We start from the raw sequence: 14,113 nt of genomic DNA on the forward strand, positions 1-14,113 counted from the left end.
TGAAACACAGAGCATTTCCAATAGTTTTAGAGACATTATGATGAATTTTATCAGACATCATTTCCCCTTCTCATACCACCGTTTTCAGGAATCTCAATTCCATTTGATACGTTAGATATCCTATAGCAATTGAAACCTTTTAAAAGATAAGCTCTTAAAGAATTTTCTTACCCTCAGAATGTGCTATAAGATTAAAGCAGCATCACCCAAATAGCTTAACAATGCAAAAGCTCATCATATTTTTAAAAGTATTTATCTGACAATCATTTTATTTAAAAAATAAGTATATTATAGAGAAATATTCTTTAATTCTATAATCTTAGAAACTATTCATATCGCTTGAAATTTGTGTAACCTTAAAAACCATGATTATATCTTTATATTCATTGATGCTCTTAATGATTATATGCTACTGTTAAATCTAATAATGATCGTGATACGCATTTAAAAAATAGCACTTTTAGAAATAGTTAGTCATGAATTGTTAATGCAAAAATGGTGTATAGAATGCGAAAAATATCTCTATTAGTTCTCATTTTAATATTGGTAACAGGATATGATGTTCAGGATTCTGATTCACAAGAGAGTATTTTAGGAAATAAAATAAAAACACAACAAACAAACAACATAAAACTAGATCCTTATACTCTAAATAAACTAAATGCTCTTCTCAAAAAACGTTCAGAAACAAATTATCAGGAAAAAGGGACACTAATTGACTTTCTTTCTGAAGCTTTTTTAGGGACACCTTACCAAGCAAATATGTTACATGGCTCAGAAAAGACACCAGAAAAACTGATTATTGATTTTAGAGGCTTAGATTGCTTCACTTATCTGGATTATGTTGAAGCATTACGCAAATCAACATCCCAAACAGAATTCATAAATAACGTCATAAAAACGCGTTATATTAACGGTAATATTCATTTTTTAAATCGCAAACATTTTTTTACAGACTGGGCTTATAGAGAATATAAACTCGCCACTGATATTACCGCTGAAATAAGTCCCCATGCGGTAAAAATAGAAAAATATCTCAACAAAAAAGCTGATGGTGAAAACTATCTACCTGGGTTGCCAGTTGTGAAACGCACGATAACGTATATCCCAAGTAACTTTATTAATGAGGAGGTTGTAGGTCGTTTACAGTCTGGTGATTTTATTGGTATTTATACGAAACTTGCTGGATTGGATGTAACACATGTGGGCTTCTTTATCATGACAGATAAAGGGCCAATGTTAAGAAATGCTTCTTCACGAAAAGAAAACGAAAAAGTCGTTGATTCTCCTTTTATGGATTATGTTGCAAAAACACCAGGAATCATTGTTTTAAGAGCTCTTTAATAACATCATAGTGATATGAAATATCTTCTCTATTCTTAAAATATATACTGTAGTTATTCAGGTAAACATCTAACTTCGTTCAAGCTATACGGATACAATATATTTTTACAGTTTTTAGAGAAAAAGTCGTTTTGATCTAACTTTGTTTACAGGTATGTAAAAAATCACGGATTTGTGATCACTTTTACTGGTTGAACAATAAAGACAGGCAAAACTCTATTTTAGTATCACGCTTTCCTTTTATATTCTCAACCAAGAATTATCTATAGATTATCACTAATCTGATCTTTACGAATATAGCGCAAAAGACATAGATAAACGTTTGTAAAAATAAGTAAAAGTAACGCCAGATATGTTTTTTTTATCTCATAAAGTATTTTATAAAAATTCGATCTATCTCTCTAATTTATTGCGTATAAATTTTTGACCTTATAGCATTATTTTCCTCATAAAGTCTTTGCGTTTTCTTGTTGTCTATACATTAAAATAACCCTGATGTAGCAGCATATTTATGATTAGAATGCACCAGTACTGTACGCGTCATTGTAAAATTTTTGATGCTAGATTGAAATGAAAATATGAAGGCATCAATTAAAAACCAGTATCTATCTTTAGCATCATTCTTTAATGTGTCCCCTATCCTTCATGCAATAAAGAACATTTAAAACAGAACACATTTTATCGGTAAAACAACACATTTATTAGCAACAATAATGATGATTAATCTATGATCACAAACTTTAAAATTCTACTCATAACTTTTATATAAAATTTATCATTAAACTTATGACGAAAGCTTCATTCCTCCTCGCCCTAAGAAACGAAACATCTACTCCTGACAGTCTGTAAACAATCCGTTCTCTTAAGTGAATTTAAGCGGCTAACCATTTCATGAGATTCACTTACACAAGGATACACCAGCAAGCCCTATTTTGAATATTTACTCCACACTCTAAAAACACTTAATAGATCAAATTTTATATACCCAACCTTAAATAACAGTGTTTTAACGAAATAGAATAAATCTTGCCTTAAATACTCTGTTTAACCTTTTATAATTGATTAATGCAAAAATTAAATCAACGAAAGAGATTCACTGTATTTTCGAGAGGTATGAATCGCCCCATCATAAAAAATAGTCCCCATAACATAGCAGACAATTTGAAAAAATCTTTTTATATAAAAGGGATCACCGTTGTACCGGGAGGCAATTTTGCCTCATCTTCAGGCTCGACATGAATAGAAATACGTACATTATCAAATTCTTGTTGAAGAACACCTTCGATTTTATCACAAATTTTATGTGCTTCTCCTACCTGCATTATAGCAGGCACAACCAAATGAAACTCTATAAAAGTAACCCTCCCAGCAACACGCGTCCGTAAATCATGGACCTCAAGCGCACCCGATGCATTTGCAGAAATCAGCTCCCGAATCCGCATGCTTTCATTCAATTCAACGCCAACGTCCATTAATCCCTGAACAGCATTTCTAATCACCTTCCAGCCCTGTAAGAGAATATTAACGGCAACGATTATCGCTAAAATTGGATCTAAAATTCCCCATCCCCCGATAAAACCAGCAATCAGACCAATTAAAATTGCAAGCGAAGTAAAAACATCCGTTATAAAATGCACTCCATCCGCTTTAAGAGCCGGTGAGCGATGGTGTTTTCCCTGCCAAATAAGAACCATTCCCCACATACAATTTATGACAGTTGCAATAAGATGAATAACAAGCCATACTCCAGGCTTCTGCAATAATTGAACGGTAGAAAGAGCTATCCATGCTTCTCTTAAAATAACAATTGCCGCAATAATAATGAGTATCCCTTCAAGAATGGCGGAAAAATATTCTGCTTTATGATGCCCAAAGGGATGATCCTGATCCGCTGGCTTCATACTCACTTTAACAGCCCACCATGCTGCAAATGACGCAAGAATATTAACTATTGATTCCAATGCATCAGAATAAAGTGCAACCGAATCTGTGATGTGATATGCCCAATATTTCAAAGCAAAAACAATACACGCAATAAAAATAGAGTATAAAGTTAAGCTTTGTATATTGATTTTTACATCCATGAACCTCATCCTTTTCTTCACGAAATAAGGGATTAATATTTTCAACCATATAATTATACTTTTGGCATATCGACAATATTTCCTCAATATTACAGAAGCTTCAGCATACAATAAACGCTTCAAGCTCACATTATTATCGTAAAAACTGCTCAGTTACACGAACAGAATCAATAAAGGAAGAAGAGAGGAACAGAATAAACAAAGAGCTTTCCCAAAAGCAATCAAACACATCACCTTCATTACTAATCGTTTTCTGAATAACTTAAAGCCATCTCACATCTCATAAACAAAAAACTTGTTTTTACTCAAATATACCATGATCATGCATTATTTTTCAGTCTTATAATGTGCATCATAAGCCATCTTTGCAACTTAGAAAAAATATCTTAGCACTCTACTGTAACCTCAGAGGTCAACCGCATTTTAAAATATGATTTACTAAAAAATTGAGATATAAAAAAGAAGAACAATGATTACCCCAAAAAAAAGAATCTGGGCATTGGGGACCCAGATTCTTTTCCCTTAGAAATTAAGGGCATACAGAACTTGGGAAATAGCGGGGACCCAAGACACTGCACCCGATACGAGAAAAAATATATGATTCCGTATCAGTATTTTTATACTATACCTATGGTTGCATATTGTCAACACAAATTCTACCATAAGTTTTAAAATAATGTTTTTTTCTCTCTTTGTTAAAATAAAATAAATTCTAACATCTGGAAATCATAAGAAAAAAGCACTAAAAATCTCTCATGCATTTGAATATCATAACAATCAATGAAACCGATGATCCACGCCTAAAAGCCTATCATAATATCCGTGAAAAAGATCTTGTTGGACGGCAACATCAATTTATTGCTGAAGGCAAAGTAACATTGTCCGCATTACTGCACTCGAAAGAGTTTTCTGCCATCTCACTGCTCATCGTAGAAAACCGTCTCTCTGGACTTCTACCGCTTTTAGAAAAAACACAGCCTCTATGTCCCATTTATTGCGTTCCACAAAAAGTCATGGATAATATCACCGGCTTCCATGTTCATCGTGGTGTCTTGGGTATTGGTAAACGCAAAATACTGCCATCTTTACAAAGTTTTCTACAACATCTTCCAGAAAAAGCTTTGATTCTTGTTTTATGTGGTATCTCGAATCACGATAATATGGGATCAATTTTTCGTAATGCAGCAGCCTTTGCCAGTAATGGTATTATTGTCGACAAAACCTCATGCGATCCACTTTATCGTAAATCAATAAGAGTTTCTGCCGGCGCTGCTTTAAAAGTACCCTATACGCAAAACGCTGATATAAATGACATTATAGCTGCTCTAAACGATGAAAACTTTCATTTTTATGCACTCTCCCCTTCTGCTTCACACACTCTCAAGCAAGCCAACAAAATTAAAAGAATGGCACTTATTTTTGGAACAGAAGGCGATGGCTTACCACCCCATATACTACAACAATCAAAAACCTTACGTATTCCCATGACTGACGGTTTTGACAGCCTTAATGTTGCCACAGCCTCAGGTATTGCACTTGCCCATTTTACCAACTTTGACCACTAAAGATGATAACACTTTAAGTTGTAAAACATAGCCGATGTTGTATGTTATCTACCAGTCTCCAATAATATTGCCGTTCCCTAGCATTTTAAAGCATTGATTAAAAACATTTTTACATTTTTCTTATCAATGCTTTCTACACCCTAACCCCACTTATGACGTGCAGAAGACATAATGTTGATGGATTCAATCATAAAACAAACTTCCAATGAGAAAATCTTCCGGAAGTCTCTCATTCAAGTTTAAGAGTACAAAATATCATTATAAATCAATTTACTATCTTTTATGAAGCTGTTGTTTTTAGTTCAGAAGAAACAGAATCTTTTGTTTCGAGATTACATAAAACGCGCTTCAACATCATTTCAGTATCGGCCGCACGTTCTGAATGTGTTACAAATCCTCCCCCAAGAATACGCGCATCATGACCATTTCCATCATAAAGAACACAAGCTTGCCCTGGTGCCACACCATTTTCACATTCCAATAAATCAACGGAAAAAACACCTTCTTTATAATGCAAGCGTGCAAGGTGAGGAGGACGCGTTGAACGCACCTTTACAGCTACCTCAATACCTTGAGAAGGGAAATTATCTAACGACTCATCACCAAGCCAATTCACATCACGTAAAAAAAGCTTATGCGTTTCTAACATTTCACGCGGTCCAACAATAACACGCGCATTTTCCACATCGAGATAAACCACATAAAGCGCTTCACCCGTTGACACCCCAATACCACGACGTTGACCAACGGTATAATTAACAATTCCCGAATGTTTACCTAAGATCTTTCCATCAATATGGACAATAACGCCAGGATTAGCTGCTTCTGGACGCAATTTTGCGATAACATCTGAATATTTTCCTTGTGGAACAAAACAAATATCCTGACTATCATGCTTATTGGCAACCACAAAGCCCATTTCTGCTGCCATTTCACGAACGCGGGCTTTTGGAAAGACACCAAGTGGAAAACGCAAATAATCAATCTGTTCTTGTGTCGTCGCAAAGAGAAAATAACTCTGATCACGATCATTATCGAGAGGACGAAAGAGTGCTCGATGCGCTCCGTGGGAACGCGAACGAATATAATGTCCCGTAGCCAAAGCATCTGCCCCCAATTCGCGTGCCGTTGCCAATAAATCAGCAAACTTAACCGTTTGATTACATGCAATACATGGTACTGGTGTCTCTCCATGAGCATAGCTTTCTGCAAAAGGATCAATAACAGCTTCGCGAAAACGCTTTTCATAATCAAGAACATAATGCGGTATTCCTAATGTTTCTGCAACGCGGCGTGCATCCTCAATATCTTGTCCTGCACAACACGCCCCCACCCGATGCGTCGCTGCCCCATGATCATAAAGCTGCAACGTAATGCCAATAACATTATACCCTTCCTTTTTCAAAAGACCTGCAACAACCGATGAATCAACCCCTCCCGACATTGCAACAACAATGCGAGAATCCTCAGGTTGTCCTGGTAAATCAAGACTGTTTAAAAACATGTATTCATTCTCTACTTAATGCTCTTTTTAATGGCTACTCATATATTAACATTCTGATGCATGCTCTTCAGCACTTTTACACGATTAATTGTCTTTATATTGTTTTTTTATCTTTTCCACAACCATAGGCATTACTTTCTTGAAAGCTGCTGAAAACAAAAAAGAATGATAGAAATAAGGCATAATGGCAATCGTTTGGGAGAAAACCTTTTTGCTCTTTTTAAAATCTGGTAAAATATTGCAAGAAGCTCTTCTACACACTTCACTTAAGTTTCTTTTTACGTGCTCAATCACTTTATTAATTTTTTCTTTCAGCGCGTTTAGCTCTTTTTTAAATTTCATGCTCTATAAACGAATCAAGTCCTTGACTAAAGGTAGAGGATACGAATGACCAATTTGATAAAAACACAAATGAAATATGTTATTGGGCCAGATGGAAGTCCGCTTACAATTGCCGACCTACCGCCGCAAACAACACGACGCTGGGTGATTCGTCGCAAAGCTGAAGTTGTTGCGGCTGTCAGAGGTGGATTGTTAAGTCTTGACGAAGCGTGCCAACGTTATACTTTGACTGTAGAAGAATTTCTTTCATGGCAAAGTTTGATCGATGAACACGGTTTAGCGGGATTACGAACGACCAAGATTCAAAACTACAGGCATTAAGTTGCCCTTGATGACGATTCGATAACATAAAGAAACTTGTAAAACAGCCAAATTTGATAAAAATTTGGCTGTTTTATACTATACCCAAAAGATAAATCTGAAAGAATAGATTTTTCAATAATTGCTTTTATCATCCAACCATTGAATTAGATTGAATCAAAATATCCTCACCACCCGCAGCAATCTTCTTTTCCCGTGCTTCCAAAAGCTGTGCACGTTGCAGCTCTGTATTAGCTTCATGGAGAGCAATTTCAGCGTTTGTTTTTTGAAGCTGTAAATCACGAATTGAATTGATCAGATTATCACGTCTTTGCCGCGCTGCACGCGCAAAAGCAGAATAAGCAAAATGGTGAACATCATTGTTTCCAGATTTACGTTCTTCATGAGTAATTTGTGCTTCCAGCTCTAACACCATTCGTTCAAACTCTGCGATCATCATCTCAAGCTGTGCAATTTCACGGCGTTTTCCACGCACTTGAAACATCCTCAATCGCACCATATTTTCTCGTGGCTTCATACTCACTACTCCTTGATTGCGCCAACTCAAAACTCGCATTCACACCCAATAAATATCTTTTAGTTATATGTCTATCCGACAAAAACAGTCTATTGACTTGAAATTATAACAATTTTCGCCTTTCATTAAAGCATCTGAACATACAATCTGCTTTAAAGAGCAATAACTATTTCTTTACTTTTCCCCCCCATTATAAAATGAAGAGATTTAAAGCTCAGTAAACAAACACTGAAATTGTAAAAAAGTAATTTATAATACTCTTTTACAAATTTTTTTAAGTTAAAGTTTATAAAAAAAGCCCTTCTTTTTTTATTATGTTAAAAAAATATGCGATTTTTCTAAAATAATTTTGCAGCCTCTTTCAAAAATAAAAATATTTTGTTAACCACTATCATGGATAGTGGGGAATTTAGTAGTGATTGTTACGCGTACTACTGAAATATTCATAAACACTTTGTTATAAGTGTTTGATTTCATGAATTGTTTTTATAATAGTGGTTTTGCTAACTGATTATAAAATAGAAATGCTCCTTATGATTTGTGAAGGAGCGAAGTGAGGGATCTAAAATGCGCGTATTATTAATTGAAGATGATAGAGCAGTTACTCAAAGCATTGAGTTAATGTTAAAGTCAGCTAACTTTAATGTTTATATCACTGATCTGGGTGAAGAAGGTATCGATTTAGGAAAACTCTATGATTATGATATCATTTTGCTTGATCTGAATTTGCCCGATATGTCAGGGTATGATGTCTTGCGGACTCTAAGGTTGGCAAAAATAAAAACTCCTGTCCTGATCCTTTCTGGTATGAATGCCATTGAAGACAAGGTCCGTGGTTTTGGCTTTGGAGCTGACGACTATATGACAAAGCCTTTTCATAAGGATGAGCTCATTGCACGTATCCATGCAGTTGTTCGTCGTTCTAAAGGACATGCACAATCGGTTATTGTTACCGGTGATCTCACTGTCAACCTTGATGCAAAAACCGTCGAAGTTGCAGGGCGCCCCGTTCATTTAACCGGAAAAGAGTATCAAATGCTAGAGCTTCTCTCTTTACGTAAAGGTACCACCCTTACTAAGGAAATGTTTCTCAATCATCTCTATGGTGGAATGGATGAACCAGAACTAAAGATTATCGATGTTTTTATCTGTAAATTGCGGAAAAAATTGGAAGCAGTCTCTTCTAGTGTAAATTACATTGATACAGTTTGGGGACGCGGTTATGTATTACGTGATCCAGTTGAAGAGAACGTACGAAAAACCGCTTAAGCAGTGAACATGCACTTTGTAAAATCTCGGAGTGTGGCGGGCCGAGATTTTTTCCCAAAATCTGTTCTCTGTTAAAAGTAGAAAACTCGCACACCAAAAATTCTCATATAGAAAGCGCTTAAAGCTTAATAAGTGACTATACAGCATTTACACATATAACTCTATTGCTCATATGTTCAATCGAAGCCACTTTTCCCAACACGGCTTAAGCGCTTCTCTCTTATTCAAAGCTTTTTTACACTTTCTAAAACAATACAATGATTATTTTCATCAATATTTATTTTCATCTCTGTCATCTGAGAAAGTAACATTGTGTAATAAAATTGGATGACATGTGCATCAATAAACTCTTCTTGAACTTCTCCACGAAATAACGCAAGAAAATGAGGGGGTATACGGAGAGTTTTACCGAAAACCTCAAATCGAAAAGAACGTTTATTTTCTTCTTGCAAAATCATAACAACAATTTCACCACCACGAGAAACTGTTGCGTTTGCAATCAATAATAAATTAAGCAAAAGTTTAACTTCATCTTTTGGTAACAATAAAGAAGAAGCTTGCCATTTTAAAGTTGCTTTTTCTTCTTTCATATATTGTTGAGCAACCTGCTCTGCAGCCCGTGTATCTATTTGTCCTCCACTTGCACCAGCAAAACCAAAAGCCAATCGCGCAAATTGTAGACGTGCAGCAGCACTCGCAACGGATAAACGCACCAATTGTAAAGCATCTTCTTCAGCTCCTCCTTCATCATAAAGCTCCATTGCATTTTGAATAGCCCCCACAGGTGAGATCAAATCATGGCAAATACGACTACAAAGCAAAGCAGCAAGATCCGTAGGATTCAAAGAAATATCTAACGTCATAATGATTGAAAACTCCTAGATTCAAAAAAACAAACTTTATTTTAAAGAAAAACTCTTAATATCTGATGCATAACAGAAAACATTAACAATCGTGCTAAAAAAATTTCAGAAATAAATTCAAGAATTTAAATAACCTTATATCTTATTTTTTATTTGAATAGAATGAAAATTCTAATATTATCTTTTTGTTTATCACTAATAAAAGGAGAAAACTTCATGGCTCTCTCTCTGCTCAAATACTGGTACAAAAATATTATATCTTTAATCTTCCTTTTATTCATCACCATAAACACTGCACATGCTCAACTACAACCAATAGAGCAAAACGAACCTCATTATTCACTCCAAGAAATTATTGATTCTGGGCATCTTTTTTTTGGAAAAACAGCCAGTGGTCTGGCTGTTGCAATTCAAAATATTTTTTCACAATACGGTTATCCCAATGCCTATATTTTAGGAGAAGAAGCTTCTGGTGCCTTTTTTGCTGGATTAACCTATGGTGAAGGAAGAGTTTTTACCAAAAGCTATGGTCAACATAAAGTTTTTTGGCAAGGTCCCTCAGTAGGATGGGATTTTGGCGGCCAAGGCTCCCGTTTAATGATCTTAGTTTACAACCTTAATAGCATAAATAATTTATGGAAACGCTATGGTGGTATTTCAGGTTCGGCCTATTTAATTGCAGGTGTTGGTTTTCATGTCCTCAAATACCATAATACCTTGTTAATCCCAATACGTACAGGGATCGGCGCACGCCTTGGTATCAATATAGGATATTTAAAATTAACACCTAGACCGACATGGAATCCGTTTTAAACGTATTCTTATTTGAAATAGGGGTATTATGCTTATTCAATCGTTTCTTTTTTTTATTCTTGGAGTTGCTTTCACTTCTTGGGTACTGGTGCTTTTGTCTCCTTTTATTTGGCGTAAAGCCGTTCATTTTGCGTATAAAGATGTTTGTGCGCAAATGCCATTATCACTCGCGGAAATAGAAGCAAATCACGATTTTCTTCGTGCACAACATGCTGTAGAATTAGCAAACAACCAACAAAAGTACGAATTTTTGCAAAAAAAATACGCCCAACAAAAAGTACAACTGAGCCAAATAACAGAACAATTTTATCGGCTATGCCTCCCCACACAAGACACTCTCACTAAAGAAGCGATAGCAATCAAACAAAATATCGCCACAACTTTCAAAGGAAAGAAAAATGATGCGTGAAAAAATCGCACACTATCAGCAACGTTTACAAAAAATCCAAACTTATCAGCTTGACACGACTGCTAACCATCAATTGCTGGAAGAACTCCGTGAAGAAACAAAAGAACTTGCAGCAACATTGGCAGCTCAAATAGCGCTACAAGAGGGAAACACATCACCCATCAATACATTGATTCAAAAATCGAAAAGCAAAAATGACCTAGCATCACGTATTCGCAAAAAAATCACTTGTCTCTCCCAAAACCCCGTTAAATAAGTTATCTTTTAAAACACCTTGAATGAAGAGTAAAATCAACAAAGGTTCATTATAACTTTCATAACCCAAATCCTTTTTATTAAACGTGACTTTCTTGCTAAGCTAAAGGACAAAGTTTCTTAACCCATACCGTTCTGTTAAAAAGCATCTTCTTGTCTAGCAGATTCCACTTGCTAATCATATCACCGCCCTAAAGGACAACATTTCATAGGTCCTAGAAAGCAAATAATACCAAAAACATTGGTCACACACTCTAACAAAAGGTACCTTCTAAGATGAGTCACCAATAGAGCTTTGACCATAATTTTAAGGATAAAAATACGCTCTCAAAAGTGATAAAAATCTCTTATTTTTTGGATAATCATATCCTGATCCGTTTGTGTCAAGTAAGGATGCATTGGTAAACTTAAAACACACTCTCCTAAAGATTCTGAAACAGAAAGGGAATCTTTTACATAAGGAAAGTGTTTATAAGCTGGCTGTTGATGTAAAGGAGTTTTATAATAAATCATTGTAGGGATAGAATTTTTTTGTAAAAAATCTTTTAATTTATCACGTTCTTTTACCTTAATCGTATATTGTGCATAAGCAGAACGAATATTTTCTCCTATTTCTGGAACTGTAACAACATCTCTTAAGCCATTGGAATAGCGTTGAGCAATTTCTACACGCTTTTCCATTTCATCTTCAAAGATCGCAAACTTTTCTAGTAAAATTGCAGCCTGAATGCTATCTAGGCGCGAATTCATACCAATACGTACATTGTCATATTGCGTTTCACCTTTACCATGAAACAAAATAGAGCGTAAAAGTTCTGCAAAATGATCATCATTGGTCATCATAGCGCCTCCATCGCCATAACATCCTAATGGTTTTGCAGGATAAAAACTTGTAGCAGCCACATCACCAAAAGCACCGCACATAGTATTACCGCTTCTTCCACCCATAGATTGAGCAGCATCTTCAATTACAAAAAGATTTTCCTTTGCTGCCACTTGAGCAATTTGCACATAGTCAGCAGAAAGACCAAATAAATCAACGGCAATAATAGCCTTTGGCCTTAGACGTCCCTCTTTTTTTACCATTTCGATAGCATGAGAAAGTTTTTCAATATCAATATTGAATGTATCAGGTAAAACATCAACAAAAACAGGCTTAGCCCCCACCAAAGCAACCACTTCAGCCGTTGCTGAAAATGTAAAACTAGGACAAAACACAGCATCCCCTGGACCAATATTTTTAGCCATAAGAGGCATCTTCAAAGCATCTGTTCCATTAGCACATGCAATCACATGTTTAACACCAAGATATTCTGCCAATTTCTCTTCAAATTCTGTTACTTCTGGCCCCAAAATATACTTACCACTAGCGACAACATGTGCAATTGCAGAATTAATTTTATCTTCAATACGCGCACGCTGCGCCCCAAGGTCGATGAATTGCATATTAACTCCATTGATCATCACAAGAATGCAAAAGCGCTACCTATCTCTTTTATCTATCATAATTGACACCAGCAGCTGTTAAAATCCGTAAAACCGCAATAGCATCATCACCATTTGTACGAGGTGATTGACGCGTTTCAATACAATGAAGAAAGTGCCGTAATTCGCAAGTAAGCGGCAAATCTTCACAAACATCAATATAATTCAGCTCATCCATGCTAAAAGCCCACTCTTGATTTTCTTTCCAAACGGCAAAATGGTGCATTGCCAATTTACGGCTCCACGGTTCCATATCATCAAAAACGAGCATAGCTTTTGTTCCAACAACAGTTAAACGTCTCTCACGATAAGAACTCAAGCGTGAAGTAAAAAGATGACTACGCACACCATTTGGAAAAGTCATATGAATATGAGAAAAATCAGAAATCTGATCAACGACAGCAGCCCCCTCACCGCGAATTTCGGAAGGTTCACATCCTGTCAACGCCAAAATCATTGAGAGATCATGAGGCGCAAGATCCCATAAAGCATCGCTGTGTGTGTGAAATTTTCCAAAGCCTAATCTATGAGAATAAATATATCGCACATCTCCCACTTCTCCGTTTTTCACCAATTCACACATTTTTTCAAAAGCCGGATGAAAACGTAAAATATGGCCTACCATAAAAACTCGCTCATAAGCCTCAGCCTCCTGAACTTGGCGTTTAGCATCAGAAACATTCAAGGCTATTGGTTTTTCCACTAAAACATCTTTACCATTTTTAACAGCACGGAGCACATTTTGCGTATGCAATTGTGGCGGCAATGCTAATACCAGCGCATCAATATCTCGATGCGTAAAAAGATCATCTGGTGTAACAAGCTCTACACCATACATCGTTGCAAAACTAGCAGCACGATCATTATCAATATCAGAGACTGCTGCCAAAGCCCCGAGAGAATGGAGTGTTCGTATATGATTTTCACCCCAATGACCGCATCCTAAAACCGCTACACGTGGCACCATTTTCATGCCTTACCCTACTTTATCATATAAAATTACACTTTTACATATCGAGGATAAAATAGAATGACAAGAGAAAAGCTTAAAAACGATGCTTGACATCTTACTATTCTACCCCTTATATCCGCAAAAGATGTAATTTTTTACAATTATGATTGCTTATTTTGGCGGAGTAGCTCAGTAGGTTAGAGCAGAGGAATCATAATCCTTGTGTCGGGGGTTCAAATCCCTCCTCCGCTACCATTACTTTTTTTGTTGTTGTAGCTTGCCAGCGGTGTAGCTTGTATGTAGCTTGCCAGCAGGTTTTGTATATTTTGCCACTAGGTTTTGTACCAATTTATTTTTTTTCAAAGAGTTTTAAAGTGGTTCTCAAAGGGT

At 36.0% G+C, this 14,113-nt stretch carries 14 protein-coding genes and 1 tRNA gene; 8 read left to right on the forward strand and 7 right to left on the reverse strand.

Annotated elements, in window-relative coordinates; genetic code table 11:
* Positions 1 to 507: 507 nt before the first annotated feature.
* Positions 508 to 1,344, forward strand: a complete 837-nt coding sequence (locus ACFIJP_RS05665; protein WP_375626183.1) for a DUF1460 domain-containing protein — start codon at positions 508 to 510, stop codon at positions 1,342 to 1,344.
* Positions 1,345 to 2,519: 1,175 nt separating this feature from the next.
* Here the strand turns inward: ACFIJP_RS05665 and ACFIJP_RS05670 are convergent.
* Positions 2,520 to 3,428, reverse strand: coding sequence for a cation diffusion facilitator family transporter (locus ACFIJP_RS05670; RefSeq protein WP_375626185.1), 909 nt, complete (start codon positions 3,426 to 3,428; stop codon positions 2,520 to 2,522).
* 755 nt (positions 3,429 to 4,183) lie between these two features.
* Here ACFIJP_RS05670 and ACFIJP_RS05675 point away from each other — a divergent pair.
* Positions 4,184 to 4,993 (forward strand): TrmH family RNA methyltransferase, encoded by an 810-nt coding sequence (locus ACFIJP_RS05675; RefSeq protein ID WP_375626187.1) that lies wholly within the window; start codon positions 4,184 to 4,186, stop codon positions 4,991 to 4,993.
* 280 nt (positions 4,994 to 5,273) lie between these two features.
* Here the strand turns inward: ACFIJP_RS05675 and mnmA are convergent, their stop codons facing one another.
* Together mnmA and ACFIJP_RS05685 are read right to left on the reverse strand one after the other, a co-directional pair.
* A complete protein-coding gene (gene mnmA, locus ACFIJP_RS05680) occupies positions 5,274 to 6,497 on the reverse strand; it encodes a tRNA 2-thiouridine(34) synthase MnmA (RefSeq protein WP_375626188.1) in 1,224 nt (407 codons plus the stop codon).
* Between the two features lie 84 nt (positions 6,498 to 6,581).
* Positions 6,582 to 6,839, reverse strand: coding sequence for a hypothetical protein (locus ACFIJP_RS05685; protein ID WP_375626190.1), 258 nt, complete (start codon positions 6,837 to 6,839; stop codon positions 6,582 to 6,584).
* A gap of 45 nt (positions 6,840 to 6,884) precedes the next feature.
* Between ACFIJP_RS05685 and ACFIJP_RS05690 the strand changes: the two genes are divergently transcribed.
* Positions 6,885 to 7,160: a DUF1153 domain-containing protein gene (locus ACFIJP_RS05690; protein WP_015856675.1), complete on the forward strand. Its 276-nt coding sequence runs from the start codon at positions 6,885 to 6,887 to the stop codon at positions 7,158 to 7,160.
* Between the two features lie 130 nt (positions 7,161 to 7,290).
* Here ACFIJP_RS05690 and ACFIJP_RS05695 read toward each other — a convergent pair whose 3' ends face one another.
* Positions 7,291 to 7,677, reverse strand: coding sequence for a flagellar export protein FliJ (locus tag ACFIJP_RS05695; protein ID WP_375626192.1), 387 nt, complete (start codon positions 7,675 to 7,677; stop codon positions 7,291 to 7,293).
* A gap of 567 nt (positions 7,678 to 8,244) precedes the next feature.
* Between ACFIJP_RS05695 and ctrA the strand changes: the two genes are divergently transcribed.
* Positions 8,245 to 8,946 carry a response regulator transcription factor CtrA gene (gene ctrA, locus ACFIJP_RS05700; RefSeq protein WP_015856677.1) on the forward strand — a complete coding sequence of 234 codons (702 nt, stop codon included), beginning with the start codon at positions 8,245 to 8,247 and terminating at the stop codon, positions 8,944 to 8,946.
* 224 nt (positions 8,947 to 9,170) lie between these two features.
* Here the strand turns inward: ctrA and chpT are convergent, their stop codons facing one another.
* Positions 9,171 to 9,809 (reverse strand): histidine phosphotransferase ChpT, encoded by a 639-nt coding sequence (gene chpT, locus ACFIJP_RS05705; protein WP_375626193.1) that lies wholly within the window; start codon positions 9,807 to 9,809, stop codon positions 9,171 to 9,173.
* Between the two features lie 216 nt (positions 9,810 to 10,025).
* On the opposite strand from chpT, the gene ACFIJP_RS05710 reads away from it, so the two are divergent.
* Genes ACFIJP_RS05710 through ACFIJP_RS05720 form a run of 3 tightly spaced genes read left to right on the forward strand, consistent with a single transcriptional unit; the run spans position 10,026 to position 11,287 of the window.
* Positions 10,026 to 10,622, forward strand: coding sequence for a DUF1134 domain-containing protein (locus ACFIJP_RS05710; RefSeq protein ID WP_375626194.1), 597 nt, complete (start codon positions 10,026 to 10,028; stop codon positions 10,620 to 10,622).
* A gap of 28 nt (positions 10,623 to 10,650) precedes the next feature.
* Positions 10,651 to 11,031, forward strand: coding sequence for a hypothetical protein (locus tag ACFIJP_RS05715; protein WP_375626196.1), 381 nt, complete (start codon positions 10,651 to 10,653; stop codon positions 11,029 to 11,031).
* Positions 11,021 to 11,287, forward strand: coding sequence for a hypothetical protein (locus ACFIJP_RS05720; protein ID WP_375626198.1), 267 nt, complete (start codon positions 11,021 to 11,023; stop codon positions 11,285 to 11,287). Before ACFIJP_RS05715 ends, ACFIJP_RS05720 begins: the two co-directional genes overlap by 11 nt.
* A 326-nt stretch (positions 11,288 to 11,613) precedes the next feature.
* Here the strand turns inward: ACFIJP_RS05720 and ACFIJP_RS05725 are convergent, their stop codons facing one another.
* Positions 11,614 to 12,732 (reverse strand): DegT/DnrJ/EryC1/StrS family aminotransferase, encoded by a 1,119-nt coding sequence (locus ACFIJP_RS05725; RefSeq protein WP_375626200.1) that lies wholly within the window; start codon positions 12,730 to 12,732, stop codon positions 11,614 to 11,616.
* Positions 12,733 to 12,781: 49 nt separating this feature from the next.
* Positions 12,782 to 13,738: a Gfo/Idh/MocA family protein gene (locus ACFIJP_RS05730; protein ID WP_015856681.1), complete on the reverse strand. Its 957-nt coding sequence runs from the start codon at positions 13,736 to 13,738 to the stop codon at positions 12,782 to 12,784.
* A 163-nt stretch (positions 13,739 to 13,901) separates the two neighbouring features.
* On the opposite strand from ACFIJP_RS05730, the gene ACFIJP_RS05735 reads away from it, so the two are divergent.
* A tRNA-Met gene (locus tag ACFIJP_RS05735) sits at positions 13,902 to 13,978 on the forward strand.
* Positions 13,979 to 14,113 lie beyond the last annotated feature (135 nt).

It is taken from the genome of Bartonella sp. MU37NMGALS, assembly GCF_042194015.1.
GTDB lineage: Bacteria > Pseudomonadota > Alphaproteobacteria > Rhizobiales > Rhizobiaceae > Bartonella > Bartonella grahamii.

Coding starts and splice junctions, on each gene's coding strand:
- ACFIJP_RS05730 (WP_015856681.1), bottom strand. CDS start 13,738: ATGGTGCCACGTGTAGCGGTTTTAGGATGCGGTCATTGGGGTGAAAAT.
- mnmA (WP_375626188.1), bottom strand. CDS start 6,497: ATGTTTTTAAACAGTCTTGATTTACCAGGACAACCTGAGGATTCTCGC.
- ACFIJP_RS05720 (WP_375626198.1), top strand. CDS start 11,021: ATGATGCGTGAAAAAATCGCACACTATCAGCAACGTTTACAAAAAATC.
- ACFIJP_RS05715 (WP_375626196.1), top strand. CDS start 10,651: ATGCTTATTCAATCGTTTCTTTTTTTTATTCTTGGAGTTGCTTTCACT.
- ACFIJP_RS05685 (WP_375626190.1), bottom strand. CDS start 6,839: ATGAAATTTAAAAAAGAGCTAAACGCGCTGAAAGAAAAAATTAATAAA.
- ACFIJP_RS05670 (WP_375626185.1), bottom strand. CDS start 3,428: ATGGATGTAAAAATCAATATACAAAGCTTAACTTTATACTCTATTTTT.
- ACFIJP_RS05665 (WP_375626183.1), top strand. CDS start 508: ATGCGAAAAATATCTCTATTAGTTCTCATTTTAATATTGGTAACAGGA.
- ctrA (WP_015856677.1), top strand. CDS start 8,245: ATGCGCGTATTATTAATTGAAGATGATAGAGCAGTTACTCAAAGCATT.
- ACFIJP_RS05710 (WP_375626194.1), top strand. CDS start 10,026: ATGGCTCTCTCTCTGCTCAAATACTGGTACAAAAATATTATATCTTTA.
- chpT (WP_375626193.1), bottom strand. CDS start 9,809: ATGACGTTAGATATTTCTTTGAATCCTACGGATCTTGCTGCTTTGCTT.
- ACFIJP_RS05675 (WP_375626187.1), top strand. CDS start 4,184: ATGCATTTGAATATCATAACAATCAATGAAACCGATGATCCACGCCTA.
- ACFIJP_RS05695 (WP_375626192.1), bottom strand. CDS start 7,677: ATGAAGCCACGAGAAAATATGGTGCGATTGAGGATGTTTCAAGTGCGT.
- ACFIJP_RS05690 (WP_015856675.1), top strand. CDS start 6,885: ATGACCAATTTGATAAAAACACAAATGAAATATGTTATTGGGCCAGAT.
- ACFIJP_RS05725 (WP_375626200.1), bottom strand. CDS start 12,732: ATGCAATTCATCGACCTTGGGGCGCAGCGTGCGCGTATTGAAGATAAA.